Here is a 16,177-nt window from a genome sequence, read left to right as displayed (position 1 = left end):
AACTCATTTAGTAAACTAGTCCAACCAGAGGACCAATTTCCAAAAATGAGTTTCCCTAGAAATTAAACTTGCTTTTTAATTCAGCTGCTCATTACTCCGGCATTCCGGACAGACACCATAAAACTCCATGCGGTGTCCTAATATTAGAAATCCGGATTTCTCCATTACTTCTTGTTCCATATTAATCAGAGGTCCATGGAAATCAGCTACCTTACCACACTTTGAACACACAATATGATAGTGATTATTGGGGTTGCCATCGAAACGACTGGCCATATCCCCATATGACAACTCCAACAGGTGTCCATGCTCTTTTAACATGTTTAAAGTATTATAAATCGTACCTAAGCTTACCCCAGGAAATTTTGCCTTGACATGATGGTAAATTTCATCGGCCGTGGGATGGGACCGTGTTTCAAGCAAGAACTCCAAAATTGCCTGTCTCTGTGGTGTAAAACGGACACCTTTATCTTTCAATTGCTTAAGAATTCCAATTGCATTCATGTCCCTATCCTCTTTCCTCAGTATTTGTAATCATTTTTAATTAGATTTTAAGTCAATATAATAAATTTGTCAACTATCAAGTTTCATGATCAGGCACATGCTTAAAAAACACTTCGCTCAAGTATTCACACATCTCTGTTTACAAGAATAACATCTAAAAAATGGCATAAAAAAAGAGAGTTCTAACTCTCTTTTTTTATGCCATTCAAACTAAATTTTTAAGCAGGATTTGGTGCTTCTACTGGACAGACAGTGGCGCAAGAACCGCAATCAATGCAAAGCTCTGCATTGATAACGTATTGACCGTCACCTTCGCTAATAGCAGATACTGTACATTCTCCTTCACAAGCACCGCAACTTATGCATTCCGAGCTAATAACGTATGCCATACCCAACATCCCCTCTTCTCCGAACTTCAGAATCAATATACCAAAGCCATAGAGAAAAGGCAAGCTAAAAACTATTAGGTTATCACATAATAAGTTAAATTATTCATTCGTTACATTCGGTAGTTATAGATCACGCCCCGGTCTGTAAGGTACTTGATAAAGTCTCCTTAGACAATGGGAACAATAGGGGAGCACCCTATTACTTACATGATTTCTTCGAAAAAGAATATGTCCTAGATCTTCATGTTCAAATCCACAAGCACGACACTTTTCCAACATAAAATTTTACCCCCTCACACGTTTGTGCGTTTCTGTACAAGTAATTTAGTTATAGTATGCTCCGTTTTATAAAAAAATAAACAAGCAAATTAAAATTGCTTGTTTAAGATCTGAGTCAAATGCCCTAGAGTGTAACACTCGTACATTTGGCAGAAAGGAAGAAAGGCTTTAACATAAGGAGTTTCTGACCAACGCCGCTCCGGAAGAGTATTTAACCATAGAACTTTACGAACCTTTCTATTGGCCCAACTCAATAACTCTGCTGCCTTTTCCCCTTCAAGTGTCTGAGCATCACTAACAATCAGCAGCAGGGTTTGCTTTGAAAACACATCTGAATTATGCCTGTGCAGAGCTTCTAAGGCATTAGCAAGATTAGTCCCTCCTCCCCATTCTTTCCCGGACATGGAGAGAGCATCTTTCACCATTGTTTCAAATGTCTGACCTTTTTTAAACTTCTGGTTTAAGGGTACTAACATTTCCCCAAAGGCAAATGTTTTAATTCCGCTAACAACATTCGAAAGTCCATAAACAAATTGCCAGATAAACTCACTATATTTCAACATAGACCCGGAGATGTCACAGAGTAACACAATCCTGAGGCGTCCCTTACGGCGGTTCCGATAACTACGGTCAATCAATACCCCGCCATATCTTAAATTCTTGCGCAGAGTCAAGCGCATATCCAGGCCTCCCCGGCGACGGGCGGCTCGATAGCGACGAGTCACTTGATTGGCAAGTCGTTGGCTAAGACGCCTAATTAAGCGAACAACCTCCGGCCATTCTTCAGGAGAGATCTTCTTTAAGTCCCGACTTATGACCTCAACCTCGCGGTCACGTAGTGCTCTTTCCACCTCAGAGAGAATTCCATTCGTTGACCCCGGGGAAAGTATTGGTTCATCTTCATTTAATTTCCTGCGCCAATACTCTAAAGATCCGCGGAGAACCCGTTCCACCATAGGTTGATAGGAATGATCCAGAGGCATTCCGCCACGAGTTCCATTCGAAGATTTTTCCAAGAAATCTCGCAAGCGTTGTTTATCCTTTTCAGGCATACTTGCATACACTGCTCGCTGCTCTTCAGTAATATCCAATTCATTGTCTTGAAAACGCAGATCTTGATAAGTACTTTCAATCTGCTCGTTCCATTGGTCAGCTTTTTGAGCAGCCTCCTTATTCCAAGCCTCTTTTTGTTCTTGAGTAGCAAAATAAGCCCGAAAGGTTTCTCTGAAAGCGGAGATATTCCTAACATCCTTAACCATGGTCGCTTGTAAAATGCTCTCAACTCTATCTCGATCCACTAAACCGATAAGGGACAAACCTTCTGCCGCATCAAAGATTTCAGAAGGGCTTATTTTAAGCCCTACCGTTCTCAATAACTGTGCAAATTCCACTAAGTACTTATCTAATTCACTGACCTTCCTATCGATGTTGGTGTCCATGCACATTCCGTTCTCCTTGTGCTATTTTCCCAGACTCAAAAAGAAGGCGTTCTGCTCCCATCTCTTGATAAAATAGCTCTACATCATCCTGACTCTTAAGCAGCAAGGTTAATGTAGCTTCGACCCAGGCCGGATCCAGTCCCGTCTTACCCATTACGAGCAGAGCCTTTGCCCAGTCCATTGTTTCTGATACAGAAGGGGTTTTATTGAGAGAGAGTCGTTCCCGCAGCACATTAACAGCTCGTGCTACTTCCAGGGCTAATCGTTCCGGCAAATCCGGGACTTTTGCCCTCAGAATTCGAACTTCCTTGTTAACTGAGGGCGGCTCTACGTGGAGGAAAATACATCGTCGCTTCAAGCCATCAGAAAGCTCTCTTTCTCCATTTGAAGTTAATACCACCATAGGACGTTCCTTGGCTTTAATAGTTCCCATTTCTGGTATTGTCACTTGGAACTCTCCAAGGAGCTCGAAGAGAAAGGCCTCAAATTCTGAATCTGTCTTATCAATTTCATCAATAAGGAGTACACATCGCTTTTCACTTAAAAGTGCCTGCAGTAACGGGCGAGGAAGCAGATATTCTGTTGAGAAGAGGTCAGCTTCTTGAAGATGTTCCCGACCCATCTGTATCTTCAAAAGCTGCCGTTGATAATTCCATTCGTAAAGTGCTTTTGTCTCATCTAGACCTTCATAACATTGAAGACGAATTAGAGGAGCATCTAATACTTGGCTTAACACTTTCGCAATTTCCGTTTTCCCTACCCCAGCAGGTCCGGAAATCAAAAGTGGTTTTCCCAGCTCAGTCGCTAAAAAGGCAGTAAGCGCAATTCTATCATCCCGTTCGGTAATATAGCCGATAGTATCTAACTCTTTCTCAAATAGATCTAAGGTCCTTCCCTCCGGCATTTACCCCACCCCCGTATCGTAGTCCGATATTCGTTGTTCGTAGTTCGAAACTCTAGCTGGAATTAATACAAATGAACTCGTTCTTGAATAACACTTTCATAAACTGCCTCATACCTTCTCACTGCTCGGTCAATGGGAAAGGCTTCTCTTGCCCAATTTGCTGCTTGCTCGGAAAAGCTTTTATATCTTGAGCAATCAGTTAATAGTTTAAGCACAGCCTCACTCATTCCATAAATATCTCCTACATCAGCGAGATAACCCGTTTCACCATCTTTTATGACTTCCGGCAACCCTCCTACCCTGCTAGCAACCACCGGAACTCCACAGGCCATCGCCTCTAAGGCTACCAGTCCAAAACTCTCTTGTTCTGAGGGGAGAATGAATACATCGGTCATCTGCAAAATATCCTGTACAGTTTCTTGTTTGCCTAGAAACTGTACTTTTTTCTCAAGTCCACGTTTAGTGACTTCCCGTTCTACCTTAACCATTTCAGGACCATCTCCCACAAGTAAGAGGCGGCTAGGAATAGCCTTTTCAACCAGATCAAATATTTTAACCACATCTACAACCCTTTTGACTTCTCTAAAATTTGAGATATGAGTTAAAATCTTCTCACCAAAGGGAGCAAAGTGCTCTTTGCATTTAGACATTAATCCCCCTTTGGGCAGGTACATCGATGGATCGATAAAATTGGGAATAAACTCTATTTCCTGATCCAGCGACTCAAAGGCAGCTGCGGTTTCTCTTGCCAGGGAATTTGAAACAGCTGTAATACGGTCACTAACCTTAAGCGCTAAGCAGGTTAAAAGCTTAAACTCTTCATAGGCACCTACTAAAGTAACATCTGTTCCATGCAGTGTTGTAACTAACGGAATAGGCTTAGTCATCATTTGTTTTGCCAAATATGCGCTAATACTATGGGGAATAGCATAATGGGCATGGATTAAATCCAGCCCTACATAATTAGCTACTTCTACGATTTTATTAGCAAGCAACAAAGTGTAGGGCGGATATTTGAACACTGGATAACTTACATCTGTCACCTCATGATAAAAGAGTTTCTCATGAAAGCGACGCAAACGAAAGGGGCGAGCCGAAGAAATAAAATGAACTTCATGCCCTCGTTCGCCCAGTGCATACCCGAGTTCAGTTGCAACAACACCGCTTCCCCCATAACTCGGGTAACATACCATTCCGATTTTCACTAATTGCACCTCTTTTAATTAACCTGAAATAAGAAGACCTGTAATGCCGAAGAGTGCTGTATAATTCCCTAAATTCAGGAATTCATTTCTTCAAAACCTATCGGCATTGCATCTTGAATGGCCTCCCCAATAATTTTCTGAATATCATTTACCATACAAGACACTTCAAATTCAGCTTCTAAATACTCTCGTGCAGTTGGGTTTATGCTTACCAAACTGTATAAGCGTTCCAGTTCTTGCTGTTTTTCCTCGCTGATTTCTTGCTCTAACATTTGGGCTTCACGGATCTCCCATTGTTTCAATTGAAATTCTCGAACCATCTTATGGTTATTAGCATCACTCATAACCTTTTCCTTTGATTTAAGAAAGTGCTTGAATTGATCCGATTCTTTTAGAGTACGAGCTAATTCGTGTGCCAAATCAGTAGTAGCCATATCCCTTCCCACTCCTCTGTAACTAGCTTCTATGTAGTAATATAATTAGTTTGTTAAAACCCCTTAGCCCAAACTTTAATATCTCATTATATATAATTTTACCACAAGAGACAAATATAGACTTGCCCGACACTGACTAGAGTCCCGTCCAGGATGGACAATTTCTCGAACTATTAGATTGTTGCATAAGTTGTTCTTATTGATTCTTATTCACAATCTCCGCTAATATTTCAAAAGCCTTCAAGCGACTGAATGACAATAAGTCTGTCCATTGTACTTTGGAAATAATCCATGGACAATGGGCAGCCATTCGGCTGGTAAATCCAATCGGACTCCCTCCATACATTTTTTCCAACCTGCGTTGGGCAAGACTTACTATGCCGGGGGAATGAGCATTACAGGCTATCGGTTCCAAGCAAAGCATTGGTTCATCTTTATAGGTGACTAACAAGCCGAATTTAAAAAGTTGTTTAACACCTACTTTTTCACCACAAATTGATCCCTCTAAAGGGACAGGATCCGGTCGGATAACCCCACCAAGTTTACGCCAAAAACTCTTATCGGAGAAATCCGAACTGGAGACACAAACCCCTAACGCTCCCATTTGTAAAGCAAACCGAACAACAAACCGTGCAAAGTCAGATTCTACATTTCTATTCAAGGACAGTCCCTTTAAAATAACAAGCCGCTCAGTACTGCTAAGAGTCAGATCTCCAATTCCCGTCTCTCCTAGCTGAACGACATTATACCCCGGCAACATACGAATTTGTGGATCTAGCTCAGTCCCTTTCTCATTAAGGAAGGCCCCAAGGGCTAATGCCCAATCCTTAAGGCCGTCTTCATTCCATTCCGAGCGGGGAGAAAGGGCAATTTCTATCCAAGGCATTTTTCTCGACTCCTTCACAAACCGGCTTAACCATATACTTAGTGTTGCACCGGAATGTGAAGTCTATCCAATTATCAGCGCAATTGTTTTAGCAAAGTCCATTGCCTCTCGACAAAGTCATAGAAAAGCAGCCAAATGTACTGAAAATCAGAAGGAGGCACAATAATTCCGGACCGATATACCTTGAAATTACACATGTGAAAAAGTGGCGAAACCACCCTAATTAAGAGGGCTAAAGGATAATCATGATTGTATCCTTTAGCCTTCTCGCTCTTTTGTTGTAACAAAGCATTTAGCCTTCGTACATACCCTTCAAGGTATTCGGGAGCCGGAGGATTATGACGTTCGTTAGATCGTCCGAAAACATAACGAGCTTCATCTGAATCATAGAACAAGTGAGTAACCTCTACTCCAAGACGTGTCCCATCTGTTTGATTTTCGATGACAATATCCGGCCGATCCCTATGATCAAAGATTATATAGTTTTTTCCATACTTACTATTCAATATCTCCACTAAAGCCTGGGCAGCCGTTTCCTCAATGAACCATTTCTCATCAAGTATATTTTCCAAAGTGTTCCCCCCTAATCCAGGGAATAACTTATTTTATCTAGTCTGGAAAACCCAACAAGGGATTTCACGCCGACCTCATGTAGTAGCTGACTTGCTTCAGATAGATCTCGTCCTACATTTCCAGCACAATGCGCATCTGAACCTAAAGTAAACTCAATCCCGCGCCGGTGAATATCCTCTATGAGACGTCTTTCCGGGTAAAACTCCTGGACTGGTTTATACCTTCCATTTGTATTAACTTCCAATACTAACCCCTGCTCAGCGACCACTGTTAAGGCTTCATCAGCCAGTGCCAAAATATCCTTGGAAGGCCTTGCTCCAAATATTTTTATGAGATCAAAGTGTCCAATCGTTGTAAACAATCCACTCTTAGCGGCAAGTGTCACAACTTCAAAATATCTGCTATAAAACTGATCAACATCTTTCTTCCAATGCATGTGTTCTTCTTCAGGAATATCAAAAACCCAGCCATCAAATTCATGCACTGATCCAATAATAAAATCAAAAGGAAACTGCTCTATTAAGTTCTTAATCCTTCCTTCTTCATGGGGACGATATTCAGCTTCCAATCCAATTCTGACAGCCAAATGAGGGTAGTCCTCAGCAACCTGACGGATCATGGGGAAGTTCATTTGATCCCAATAATAATCATGATCCGCAAACCCAATCTCTTTTAATCCTCGCCGAGTGGCTTCATCTAAAAAAGCCGCAATAGTTTCCCGGCTAGCCTCTCGATCATTATGCCCGAGAAGATGCACATGCAAATCTAACATTACTAACTCCCCTCTATCTCTTATAGATTCTGTACTCCGGTTCTGATCATTAAATACGGATAATTATCAAGTTCTGACAATGCCGTCTTTGTTGTTGCAGCAGCTAAATCAGCCAAAAAGTTACCCGATAGTTTAACATCTGTTTTTCCTACGATTCGACCCTTTAAAATTCTTAAGCTATGGGGTGCACTTAAGGAATATGAACCAGAAACTGAATCCTGGGTATGTAACCCAAGAACTGATAGAATGAGAACTCCATCCTCAATCCCTTGTAACAATTCCAGCCAAGGAGCCTCGCTCTTATGCTTAATATAGAGGCCGGCCGTCCCCTGTGGAAGGCCAGTCGGCTTCGCACCCCAGCGAACAGCATCTTTCACTCTCAGGTAAGGAGTCTTTAATTGCCCATCCTGAACCAAGACTGTTCGAGATGCCGGAATCCCTTCAGGAGTAACTAAATAAGATCCCAATTCTAAAGGACGGAATGGATCAATCATTAAGGAAAGCTGTTCGTTAAAAACTGGCTTGTTATTTAGAAAACTTTCCTTCGAAAAGGCCCCCTGCCCTTCAATCACTCGATCTCCCGAAAAATTAGGAAGTATAAATTGCCTCACCATGTCTTCGGTCATGCCGGGTGCAAGGATTACTTGAGTATTAGCACCAACAGGAGAGGCATCCTTTTGCATCCATTCATACTGATTTACTGTTTGGAGCCATAATTTCTCCTGTTCCTCAGGCCGAATTAGTCTACGCTTAGCAAATCCTGCCCCAATTAAGCTGTCAAAAGAAAACCCTGAGGCAAATTGAGATTGTTGATAAGTCACTGCAAGCCCTGTTGAGGTTCGAACATGCCTATAACCCCAAGCAGCTTGAATACTCCCCTGCATCTTTACATTTTTAGGTATGTCCTTTAACCAACGATCTGCCTGATCAAATAGAATTTTGTCATCACCGGTAATAATTGATTTAATCGACCGATCTTCAACCGCTACAAGGGGTAAAGATTCCGGAGCAGGTATATGTATGGCATCCGGGTCTGCATAGGATGCTTGCTTCCATTGTTCTAATGCTCTTGGCCAATAATCCGGGTCGCTGGAAAACGGGAGCTGAACCATAGTCTGACTGCATGTCCCATCCGACCAGACTAAAAAAACATCTCCACTTTCCCCTTGACGATAACTTGGCGGAGTATAGACACTACCTGGGGAATTATCTTTTATTCCCAAGGCAACTACTTCCGATTCATGAACCACAATCCTCCAAGCTGAGAGTTTAAGCTCCTCACTCTTCGGAGCCCGCTGAGCCTTGTAGAGCAGATCCTCTAATTGAGCTACAAGTTTCATGCCTGTTCTCCTCCTAAGCTTACTTGTTGATCCACATCCATCAGCAAATAGCGATGACTACCACCGCTTGAGGCCACGGATTGACCACCTTTTCCACATGTACCAATTGCATCATAACAGCCTTCACCAAGCCCGCCGCGAATAGCCTCTAAGGCGGAAAGGATTTTTCCACTAAAGATGGAAGGCTGATAAATCGGGAGATCAGGATCAGCAACATCTATGATACCATCACATTGAAAAACAAAATCCCCTGTTTTAGGATTAACTTGGCCGCCTCTATACCCTAACAAAAGCAGATTCTTCTCCCCTTCAAGCAGCTCGCCGTGTTGCAATAGTGTCTCTCGTACAGCTTTTACCTCATCCATTAAATGCTCTTCCGGGGTTAAAGGCAGCATACGCTCGACCAACAACCGAATATTACTCATTCGGGGCAGCGGAACATGTCCGTAACTCTCTGCACGACCTGCCCCGGTGACAGGCATCCCCGCTTCCTCCGCCGAAAAAACGTCCCCTAATCCTGCTTCCAAGACCCCATCTCTCACAATAGTTACAGTCTGCCTTGGTAGACCATTCGCTGAAAATGGCTGATTCGCCCAGTCCCCAATCAAGGGGCCATCGATAATACTTACACCAGGCCTGGCAACCCGAAGACCTTTGCGCAATTTCCCATTTTCACCAAGTACCGATTCATTCATATGATCAGATTCTACTGCATGCCCAAAGGCCTCATGGGCCAGTCCTTTGGCTAAACCGTAATCAATAATCAAGGGATAATGACCACTGGGCAATTGGGGCGCAGCACACACTGCTAAGGCAAATTCAGCTCGGTCGATTGCCTTCTTTTCCAGAATACTGTCTGCCAGTTCGTCTATTAGCAGGGTTGCATCCATTCCGCTGCGATGAATCAATGTACTTTGAGCCTTGCCGTTATTACGTACCGTCCCTTGATGCATCAGTACCGCTCGTGGAATCACAAAAGACACTAGTGTCCCATCACTTCGTCCAATACACCATACTTCTTCGATTTGACGATAGCTGGATTGCCAAACCCCTTTAGGGAAAGAACTACTCAGACGAGAATGAAGGGTCATCACCATCTTTTCCAGCTCCGCTAAAGGAATCTCTTCAAACTCTTTTTGGGCAGTATTAGCTACTTCTTCCTGAACAGGAGGTGCCGCCCAGATTTGCCGATTCCCCTTCGAGCCGATACCTTCGTTTCTCTGTGCCAATTGAATAGCCTTTTCGACAAGTTTGCGCCCAGTCTCTTTATCTAAGACATCAGAATTAGCAAAGCCTGAGGCCCCCTTCTCGGTGAAGGCTTGAACTCCGATTCCACTGTCTTCGCCGGTGGATACTCTTTCAAAACGTCCGTTACTTAATCGCATACTCCATTCTCTACGAGACTGAGCTCGAACTACAAAATACCCGGCTATACCTTTAGTTTCGTCCAAAACGGATTGAACTAATGCTTTAATTTCTAGTTGCTCCAAAAAGTAACCCCCCTATATAACCATCTGGTACAATTATGCTTAAAAACCAGTCTAGCTACTCATTATGGTTATTATACCACTTCGAGCCACGAACCTCGAACTTCCCATTGCCCCTATGGATTTCTCGGAAAAAAATATCCTGAGGCAAGTATAAATACTAATGCCACAGGACATGATTTTAACAGTCTCACTTTTTATTTTTTATCCCCACTCCTCTCTTTACTTCACTTGCGACAGTTAATCCGTCGCAAGCTTTTTTTGTTTTAATCTAATTGCTTAACCAATAACTTTCGTTCCTCCGCAAAACCATAACTCTCGTATAGCTTGAGAGCTTTAATATTATGACTGCTAACCGCAAGACCCAGATAGGAAATTCCTTGTTCCCTACAATGATTTTCTGCTGCCTTGAGTAATACTTTCCCTGCACCCTTGCCTCTCCACTCCGGAAGAACCACAATGTCCATAATCCACCCTTGATTAAGTCCCGTCAGCTCTTCTTTTGCTGAGTCATGTAGAACCAAATATCCTAGCGGATGTACACTTTGACCCTCCTCCCCTTCCTGTTTTACCTCTTCCACAATAAAAACTTTAGCTTCAGATTGCTGAATCCAGGTCCAAAATCCTCTAAGAAATTCCTCTCGGTATTTAAGCGTCACCTCCATTGGCTGCTTGCGCCATGGAGAAATACTCTCAGGAATACCAATTTTCCCAAGAGCATACATGAAAGGCCAATCACGAACATTTCCTTGACGAACCTGCATATAATCACCCCTTAAGTAATTTTATGCAATCATCGCTGCTGTCGCTTTTAACCTCAAAAATATAATTAATGATGACAAAATCATTGATAAGGCTCCATTTATTAAGTTCGTTGTCAAAAGAAACTTTATGTTTGGGAAAAAAAGTTCTTGATACTTTTATTAGTCAATATATTTAAATTAGCATAAGAATTAATTGCTGAGACTTTCAACCGTCAAAGTCGAAAAACCAAGCTTGAACTAAAGAGGTGAGCTATCTGTACTTTGCAATCCTGGTGCTGGGCCTTTGTCTTTTACTCTGGGGGATGAAAATCCTTCGGCAAGGACTTCAATCATTTGCCGGTCATCGTTTACACCAAACTCTTCTTTGGATGACAGCGACTCCCTGGCGCGGATTCTGGAGCGGCTCAATTTCTACGGCAATCCTCCAATCAAGCACCGCCTTAACCGTTATGGCTGTATCCTTCGTTGATGCAGGTCTTCTCCCTTTTGCCAACGCTTTTGCTCTGATCCTCGGTAGTAACATAGGAACTACTTTAACCCCCCAACTCCTTGCTTTTCCTCTCGATCAGATAACCCCTTACGTTATGGTTTTTGGTTCCCTAGGTTTTCTTTTCATCCCATCTCACTGGCGTTATCTATCCCAGTCAGTTTTCGGTTTAGGTGTACTTTTCTTCGCTTTAGGATTGCTTGAAGTCGGGATGGCCCCACTTGTTAATTTGCCTCAGATTCAGGATTTCCTTCGCCAACTCGGCGACAATCATATTCAAGGAGTCATCGCAGGTACGGTAATATCCGCTTTACTTCATTCCTCTAATGCAACTACCGGTATCATTATGCTCCTCACGGCAGACGGATGGATTACCCTCCCTACAGCCCTTGCCTTTATCTTCGGAGCAAATATCGGCACCTGCTTCACCGCCGTAATTGCTGCCCTTGCTTCATCGCGAGGAGCACAACGTGTTGCACTATTCCATGTTTTACTCAATGTATTTGGAGTACTGGTCTTTTTCCCCTTTGTCGAGCCCTTAGCTTATGGCCTAACCCTCATAGGAGGCAGCCTCTCAAGACAAGTTGCTAATGCTCACACAATTTTTAATTTACTGTCGTCACTATTTGCCTATCCTTTGCTGCCTCTGGCAACTAAATTTCTGAAGAAACTATTGCCCTAACTTTCTCTTATTCAGTCAACGATATTAAGTCGATGTTCTATCTCCTAAAAAAGCCCAATGAAAGTTTGTTACACCCGCTGTTTAACATCAAATTTTTCTGCTATTAAATCACATATTCCCTGAGCATCATCTAAGTCAAAACAGGGTATCCCGTTATCAAATTTCACATCACTAACAATAGCAATAAGATCTTGAAGTTTAGAGTAAAGCTCTTGATGCACACCAGATCGAAACACTTCAATCTTTGGTTTATCGGCGGACTTATACCCTTCGGTAAAGATCAGATCCACTCCTCGAATTCGATCTAATACCTCATCCAGGGGCTGATCCTCAGAAACACGTTCTAAGATCCCAATTCTCTGGGGAGAACTGATTGCCACGATATCCGCACCTGCACGGTCATGACGCCAAGTATCTTTGCCGGGTTGATCCATCTCAAACCCATGGACATCATGTTTTAAGGTTGCCACCCGCCATCCCCGGCGTTTAGCCTCACCTATGAGTTTTTCTAGAAGCGTTGTTTTTCCCGAGTTAGACTTTCCACCAACTATCGAGATAACAGGAATTCCAGAAGGCTTTAAGCTAATATTTATAGTCATTTTCTTACTCCTCAGTCAACAATCCAGCGTGCCGCTAAGAGTTCTCCGACTTTTACAGAACCATGATTTGCCGGTACATCCACCAATAAATGACTGCCTATCATCGAGCGAAGTATTCCTGACCCCTGTGCCGAAGCCAGATCCGCCCAGATTACTCCGTCTTTAAAAACCGCCTGAGCCCGTAAGAAGCGCCGTTGTTTACCACTCTTTTCAAAGCTGTTGGCCATTCTTACCTGGAATTCCTTCGCTTTATAGTTGGCATGTCCTGCCAATTTAAGAAGTATTGGACGAACCAAGAGTTCAAAGGTTACCATTGCAGCGGCCGGATTTCCCGAAAGAGAGAAAAAGAATTGCTTTCCTTTTTGCCCCACTGAAGCCGGCGTTCCCGGTTTTAAGTTCAATTTCCAAAATAACATCTCACACCCAAACTGGGTAAGAGCCTGCCGCATTATATCGTATTCCCCTACAGAGGCTCCACCGGTTGTTATGACCACATCTGCTTCTGCAACCTTCTCTAAAGCCGCGAGGGTATCCTCTATTTGATCTGAAACAGTGGGGATAACTTCAACCTCACACCCTGCCTGTCGGAGCATTCCGCGCAAGGTATAACTGTTACTGTTATAAATTTTTCCCGGGTTCAAAGACTCGCCCACATCCATCAGTTCAGAGCCTGTGGACAGTAAGCCAACCCGAGGACGGCGAAACACTTCAACTTGATTTACACCAACAGCAGCAATCAAGCCAATTGCCGGAGGAGTCAGACAAAAACCTCGTTTTAGCAGAATATCCCCTTCCTTTATTTCTTCCCCTTTTGGGACAATATTTGAGCCTGGGAGAACAGGACGAAAAATCTTCACTTGATTACCTTCCTGCTCAGTGTCTTCCATACGCACCACACAATTAGCTCCCGGCGGAATCGGGGCACCGGTAAATATCTTGGAGGCCTCATCCAAGCCGATGATCTGTTCCGAGGGAAACCCTGCCGGAATTTCATTGACTACTTTGAGTTTAAGTTCTTCGGCGATAGCCTCTGTTGCCCGATAAGCATACCCATCTAGGGGCGAACGTGCAAAGGGGGGCATATCAATTTTTGAGCGCACATCCTGGGCCAAAACACGGCCATAGGCATCAGCAATAGAGACGGACTCAGTTTCGACCAACTGAATATTAGCGAGAACCATCTCTAGAGCCTCTTCTAATTCGATCATTATTTTCATACTATTGATTCCTTCCGTTAGAAGTTGTTAACGGTTATATAATTTCTTTATAACTATTTTTTAATGAACTTGAACTCATTACTAGAATAAGTGTATCGGTAATTCCCAAGGTTGTCAAAAAGAACCTGCCAAAGTGACAGGTTCTTCTTCTCTGAAGTTAAGCTTAAGGATTAGCACGTATTTTCTCGATTTGTACTCTACCCGCTTCGCGATAAATATCTAAACTTCGATAGGCTTCTTCTATTTGAAGGATTTCTTTACCCACAGCAATTACCACATTTGCGTGGCAGTATTCTACATGTAGACGGCTGGTGGGACTTATCTGAACAAAGGTAGAACTTACTTCCGAACCCCCTAGTTCCCGAATCTGAACCTTGCCCCCGGCTAGTATTTTCCCGCCCCGACATACACCTTGTATGGTAACGTCTCCTTCTACTCGGATGTGGGAATTGTAGGTTCCCTTAAGACATTCAAAGGATCCTCCACACTCAACGCTAGCCCCCTGTAAATAATTAACACTGAAGCTTAGCTTGTCCGGGAGTTCGACAGTTAAGTTTTCGATGAATTGGCTAAGGGCCTGATTTACACGCTGCAAGAATGGTGTGGACTGGAGTTCTAATGGGCCTAGCCCTGTTAGGAAGTGTTTTGCTGTTCGGATAGATACGATAAGTCCTTCAGTAATAATTTCGTCATGCTTATTTTCTAAAACAAATTTTTCCACCTTTTGTGCTAGTTTGGGCAGTTCGAAGAATTGTCTTTCTATAATCATCTTTAAACATTGCCCGGGTTTAAGATTAATTGCGTCAGGAGAATTACCGAAATCTGCAGAACGTTGTAAGCAAAGGGAAAGTTGAGCCTCTAATTCAGAAACCAGACGGAGAAGCTCTGAACGAATAACATATTTTTCTCCGATAATAACCTTCCCGCCAATAAGATTTTGATAAATCTTAGCCCCTTTTTCCGCTCTTATCTCAGCATGGGACACTGATCCTTTAATTTCCAGTTTCCCTCCAACGAAAACTCGAAGCCCATCTTGAACATTGCCATTTATAAACACATCCCCCGGAAATTCAATACTTCCGGAAGCTAGATCTACATCACTATTTTGAACTAAGATATTCTCTACCATATAGGTTCGTTCATCGATCCGAATAGGTTGTCCGGAACAGGCAGCTATTACTTCAAGTTGATCCGGGGAAAGACAAACATTCTTTTTTAGCCGAAACTGAAAATCCTTTACCCCCGCTGCCGGGAGGTCCCTCCCTAAGACGTCCTTACCTGGGATACCGGGCCTGCCGGGGATTTTACGAGCTAGAACAGCCCCTTCCTTAACCACTTGTAACTTAGAGGCAAAAAAGTCAATTTTTTTATTTTCTGCAGTATTTTGTTCTTGAGGACTTCCTACAAAATCTTCTAACCGAGCATGTTCGGGGGGAACAGGCAGGGTTCCTTGAGCGATTACAAGCTCTTTATACCCTTTGACTCTCAATATTTCCTCCCAAATCCCCTGCTTTATGCCATAAACGATCTTTAGCCTTTCTAAGTCTGAGATTAACTTTGCCTCATTCCACATCTCATCCTGTTCCAGTGAATTTTTCCATAAGGCATGGGTAGCTAAATTAATTTCTTCTGACCCCGGAAGACTCTCAGGTAATATATAATGCCCCCCAGGCTCATGCTTTACTTTCGCCATAACAGATAAACCCTGAAAACGTATATCCAACTCCCAGGTCAAATGGCCCTTCTGAACAACCGGCTGGAACTCAACTTGATCGCCAGCTTTAACTATGAAAGGTCTAACTTGGAGAACCCCGTTAAACCATACTTCGCCAACCTGTCCGGATGGTATGAAGAGTCTGGATCCTTCACCAAGAACTATAATATACTTTGACCCATCTTTTTTTACTAGACTAGGTTCTGAAACCCGAGTTTGACTCACCTCAGCCCAAATAACCTTCACCTTCCACATACGGGATAATATACTGGGTTTATCGATCACTTCAAGGTTGATCTGTTCCGGCAAAATATTAAGTTTGAGCGCCCATTCTTTTTTTAGCTCTTCAAGGTTTGGAGACTGAACAACTATTTCAGGCATAATACCACCTGCTTTCAACGAGTTGCTATTCTTTTTATAATATCATAATTTTCCTTTAGCCCTATAGGTCTTTAGTCCTAAATGATCTGAAATCTCGGGACGAAGGACACTTAAGGGGATG

At 42.9% G+C, this 16,177-nt stretch carries 16 protein-coding genes; 1 reads left to right on the top strand and 15 read right to left on the bottom strand.

Annotation, left to right across the window (positions count from 1 at the left end; genetic code table 11):
* Nucleotides 1–75 precede the first annotated feature (75 nt).
* From DP73_RS07050 to DP73_RS07000, 12 genes are all read right to left on the bottom strand, one after another.
* Entirely contained in the window at nt 76–504 is a 429-nt protein-coding gene (locus DP73_RS07050) for a transcriptional repressor (protein WP_034598482.1), read from the bottom strand.
* A gap of 218 nt (nt 505–722) precedes the next feature.
* On the bottom strand, nt 723–893 hold the full coding sequence (locus DP73_RS22440) for a 4Fe-4S binding protein (protein WP_007786544.1): 171 nt from the start codon (nt 891–893) through the stop codon (nt 723–725).
* Between the two features lie 368 nt (nt 894–1,261).
* Complete coding sequence (locus DP73_RS07045) at nt 1,262–2,617, bottom strand: VWA domain-containing protein (RefSeq protein WP_052090452.1); 1,356 nt, start codon at nt 2,615–2,617, stop codon at nt 1,262–1,264.
* Complete coding sequence (locus DP73_RS07040; RefSeq protein WP_034598480.1) at nt 2,592–3,515, bottom strand: MoxR family ATPase; 924 nt, start codon at nt 3,513–3,515, stop codon at nt 2,592–2,594. The genes DP73_RS07045 and DP73_RS07040 overlap by 26 nt, the downstream gene beginning before the upstream one ends.
* Before the next feature lie 62 nt (nt 3,516–3,577).
* Nucleotides 3,578–4,720 carry an N-acetyl-alpha-D-glucosaminyl L-malate synthase BshA gene (gene bshA / locus DP73_RS07035; protein ID WP_034598479.1) on the bottom strand — a complete coding sequence of 381 codons (1,143 nt, stop codon included), beginning with the start codon at nt 4,718–4,720 and terminating at the stop codon, nt 3,578–3,580.
* Between the two features lie 74 nt (nt 4,721–4,794).
* On the bottom strand, nt 4,795–5,154 hold the full coding sequence (locus DP73_RS07030) for a YlbF family regulator (RefSeq protein WP_034598478.1): 360 nt from the start codon (nt 5,152–5,154) through the stop codon (nt 4,795–4,797).
* A 196-nt stretch (nt 5,155–5,350) separates the two neighbouring features.
* Nucleotides 5,351–6,040: a hypothetical protein gene (locus DP73_RS07025; protein WP_034598477.1), complete on the bottom strand. Its 690-nt coding sequence runs from the start codon at nt 6,038–6,040 to the stop codon at nt 5,351–5,353.
* A 74-nt stretch (nt 6,041–6,114) separates the two neighbouring features.
* Nucleotides 6,115–6,612, bottom strand: a complete 498-nt coding sequence (locus DP73_RS07020) for a hypothetical protein (RefSeq protein ID WP_034598476.1) — start codon at nt 6,610–6,612, stop codon at nt 6,115–6,117.
* Between the two features lie 11 nt (nt 6,613–6,623).
* Complete coding sequence (locus tag DP73_RS07015) at nt 6,624–7,385, bottom strand: histidinol-phosphatase HisJ family protein (RefSeq protein ID WP_034598475.1); 762 nt, start codon at nt 7,383–7,385, stop codon at nt 6,624–6,626.
* A gap of 20 nt (nt 7,386–7,405) precedes the next feature.
* Nucleotides 7,406–8,725, bottom strand: a complete 1,320-nt coding sequence (locus DP73_RS07010) for a metallopeptidase TldD-related protein (protein ID WP_034598474.1) — start codon at nt 8,723–8,725, stop codon at nt 7,406–7,408.
* Nucleotides 8,722–10,215, bottom strand: a complete 1,494-nt coding sequence (locus DP73_RS07005; RefSeq protein WP_034598473.1) for a TldD/PmbA family protein — start codon at nt 10,213–10,215, stop codon at nt 8,722–8,724. Before DP73_RS07005 ends, DP73_RS07010 begins: the two co-directional genes overlap by 4 nt.
* Nucleotides 10,216–10,478: 263 nt before the next feature.
* Nucleotides 10,479–10,976, bottom strand: coding sequence for a GNAT family N-acetyltransferase (locus DP73_RS07000; protein ID WP_034598472.1), 498 nt, complete (start codon nt 10,974–10,976; stop codon nt 10,479–10,481).
* Between the two features lie 254 nt (nt 10,977–11,230).
* Here DP73_RS07000 and DP73_RS06995 point away from each other — a divergent pair, with 254 nt between their 5' ends.
* Entirely contained in the window at nt 11,231–12,145 is a 915-nt protein-coding gene (locus DP73_RS06995) for a Na/Pi symporter (RefSeq protein WP_034598718.1), read from the top strand.
* A gap of 68 nt (nt 12,146–12,213) precedes the next feature.
* Here DP73_RS06995 and mobB read toward each other — a convergent pair whose 3' ends face one another.
* From mobB to DP73_RS06980, 3 genes are all read right to left on the bottom strand, one after another.
* Nucleotides 12,214–12,744: a molybdopterin-guanine dinucleotide biosynthesis protein B gene (gene mobB / locus DP73_RS06990; protein ID WP_034598471.1), complete on the bottom strand. Its 531-nt coding sequence runs from the start codon at nt 12,742–12,744 to the stop codon at nt 12,214–12,216.
* A gap of 11 nt (nt 12,745–12,755) precedes the next feature.
* Nucleotides 12,756–13,961, bottom strand: a complete 1,206-nt coding sequence (gene glp / locus DP73_RS06985) for a gephyrin-like molybdotransferase Glp (RefSeq protein ID WP_034598470.1) — start codon at nt 13,959–13,961, stop codon at nt 12,756–12,758.
* Between the two features lie 163 nt (nt 13,962–14,124).
* Nucleotides 14,125–16,056, bottom strand: coding sequence for a FapA family protein (locus DP73_RS06980; RefSeq protein WP_081962982.1), 1,932 nt, complete (start codon nt 16,054–16,056; stop codon nt 14,125–14,127).
* Between the last annotated feature and the right edge of the window lie 121 nt (nt 16,057–16,177).

The organism is Desulfosporosinus sp. HMP52, assembly GCF_000765145.1.
In the GTDB taxonomy this organism is placed as follows: Bacteria; Bacillota; Desulfitobacteriia; order Desulfitobacteriales; family Desulfitobacteriaceae; genus Desulfosporosinus.
This window is presented reverse-complemented; position numbering and strand designations above follow the sequence as displayed.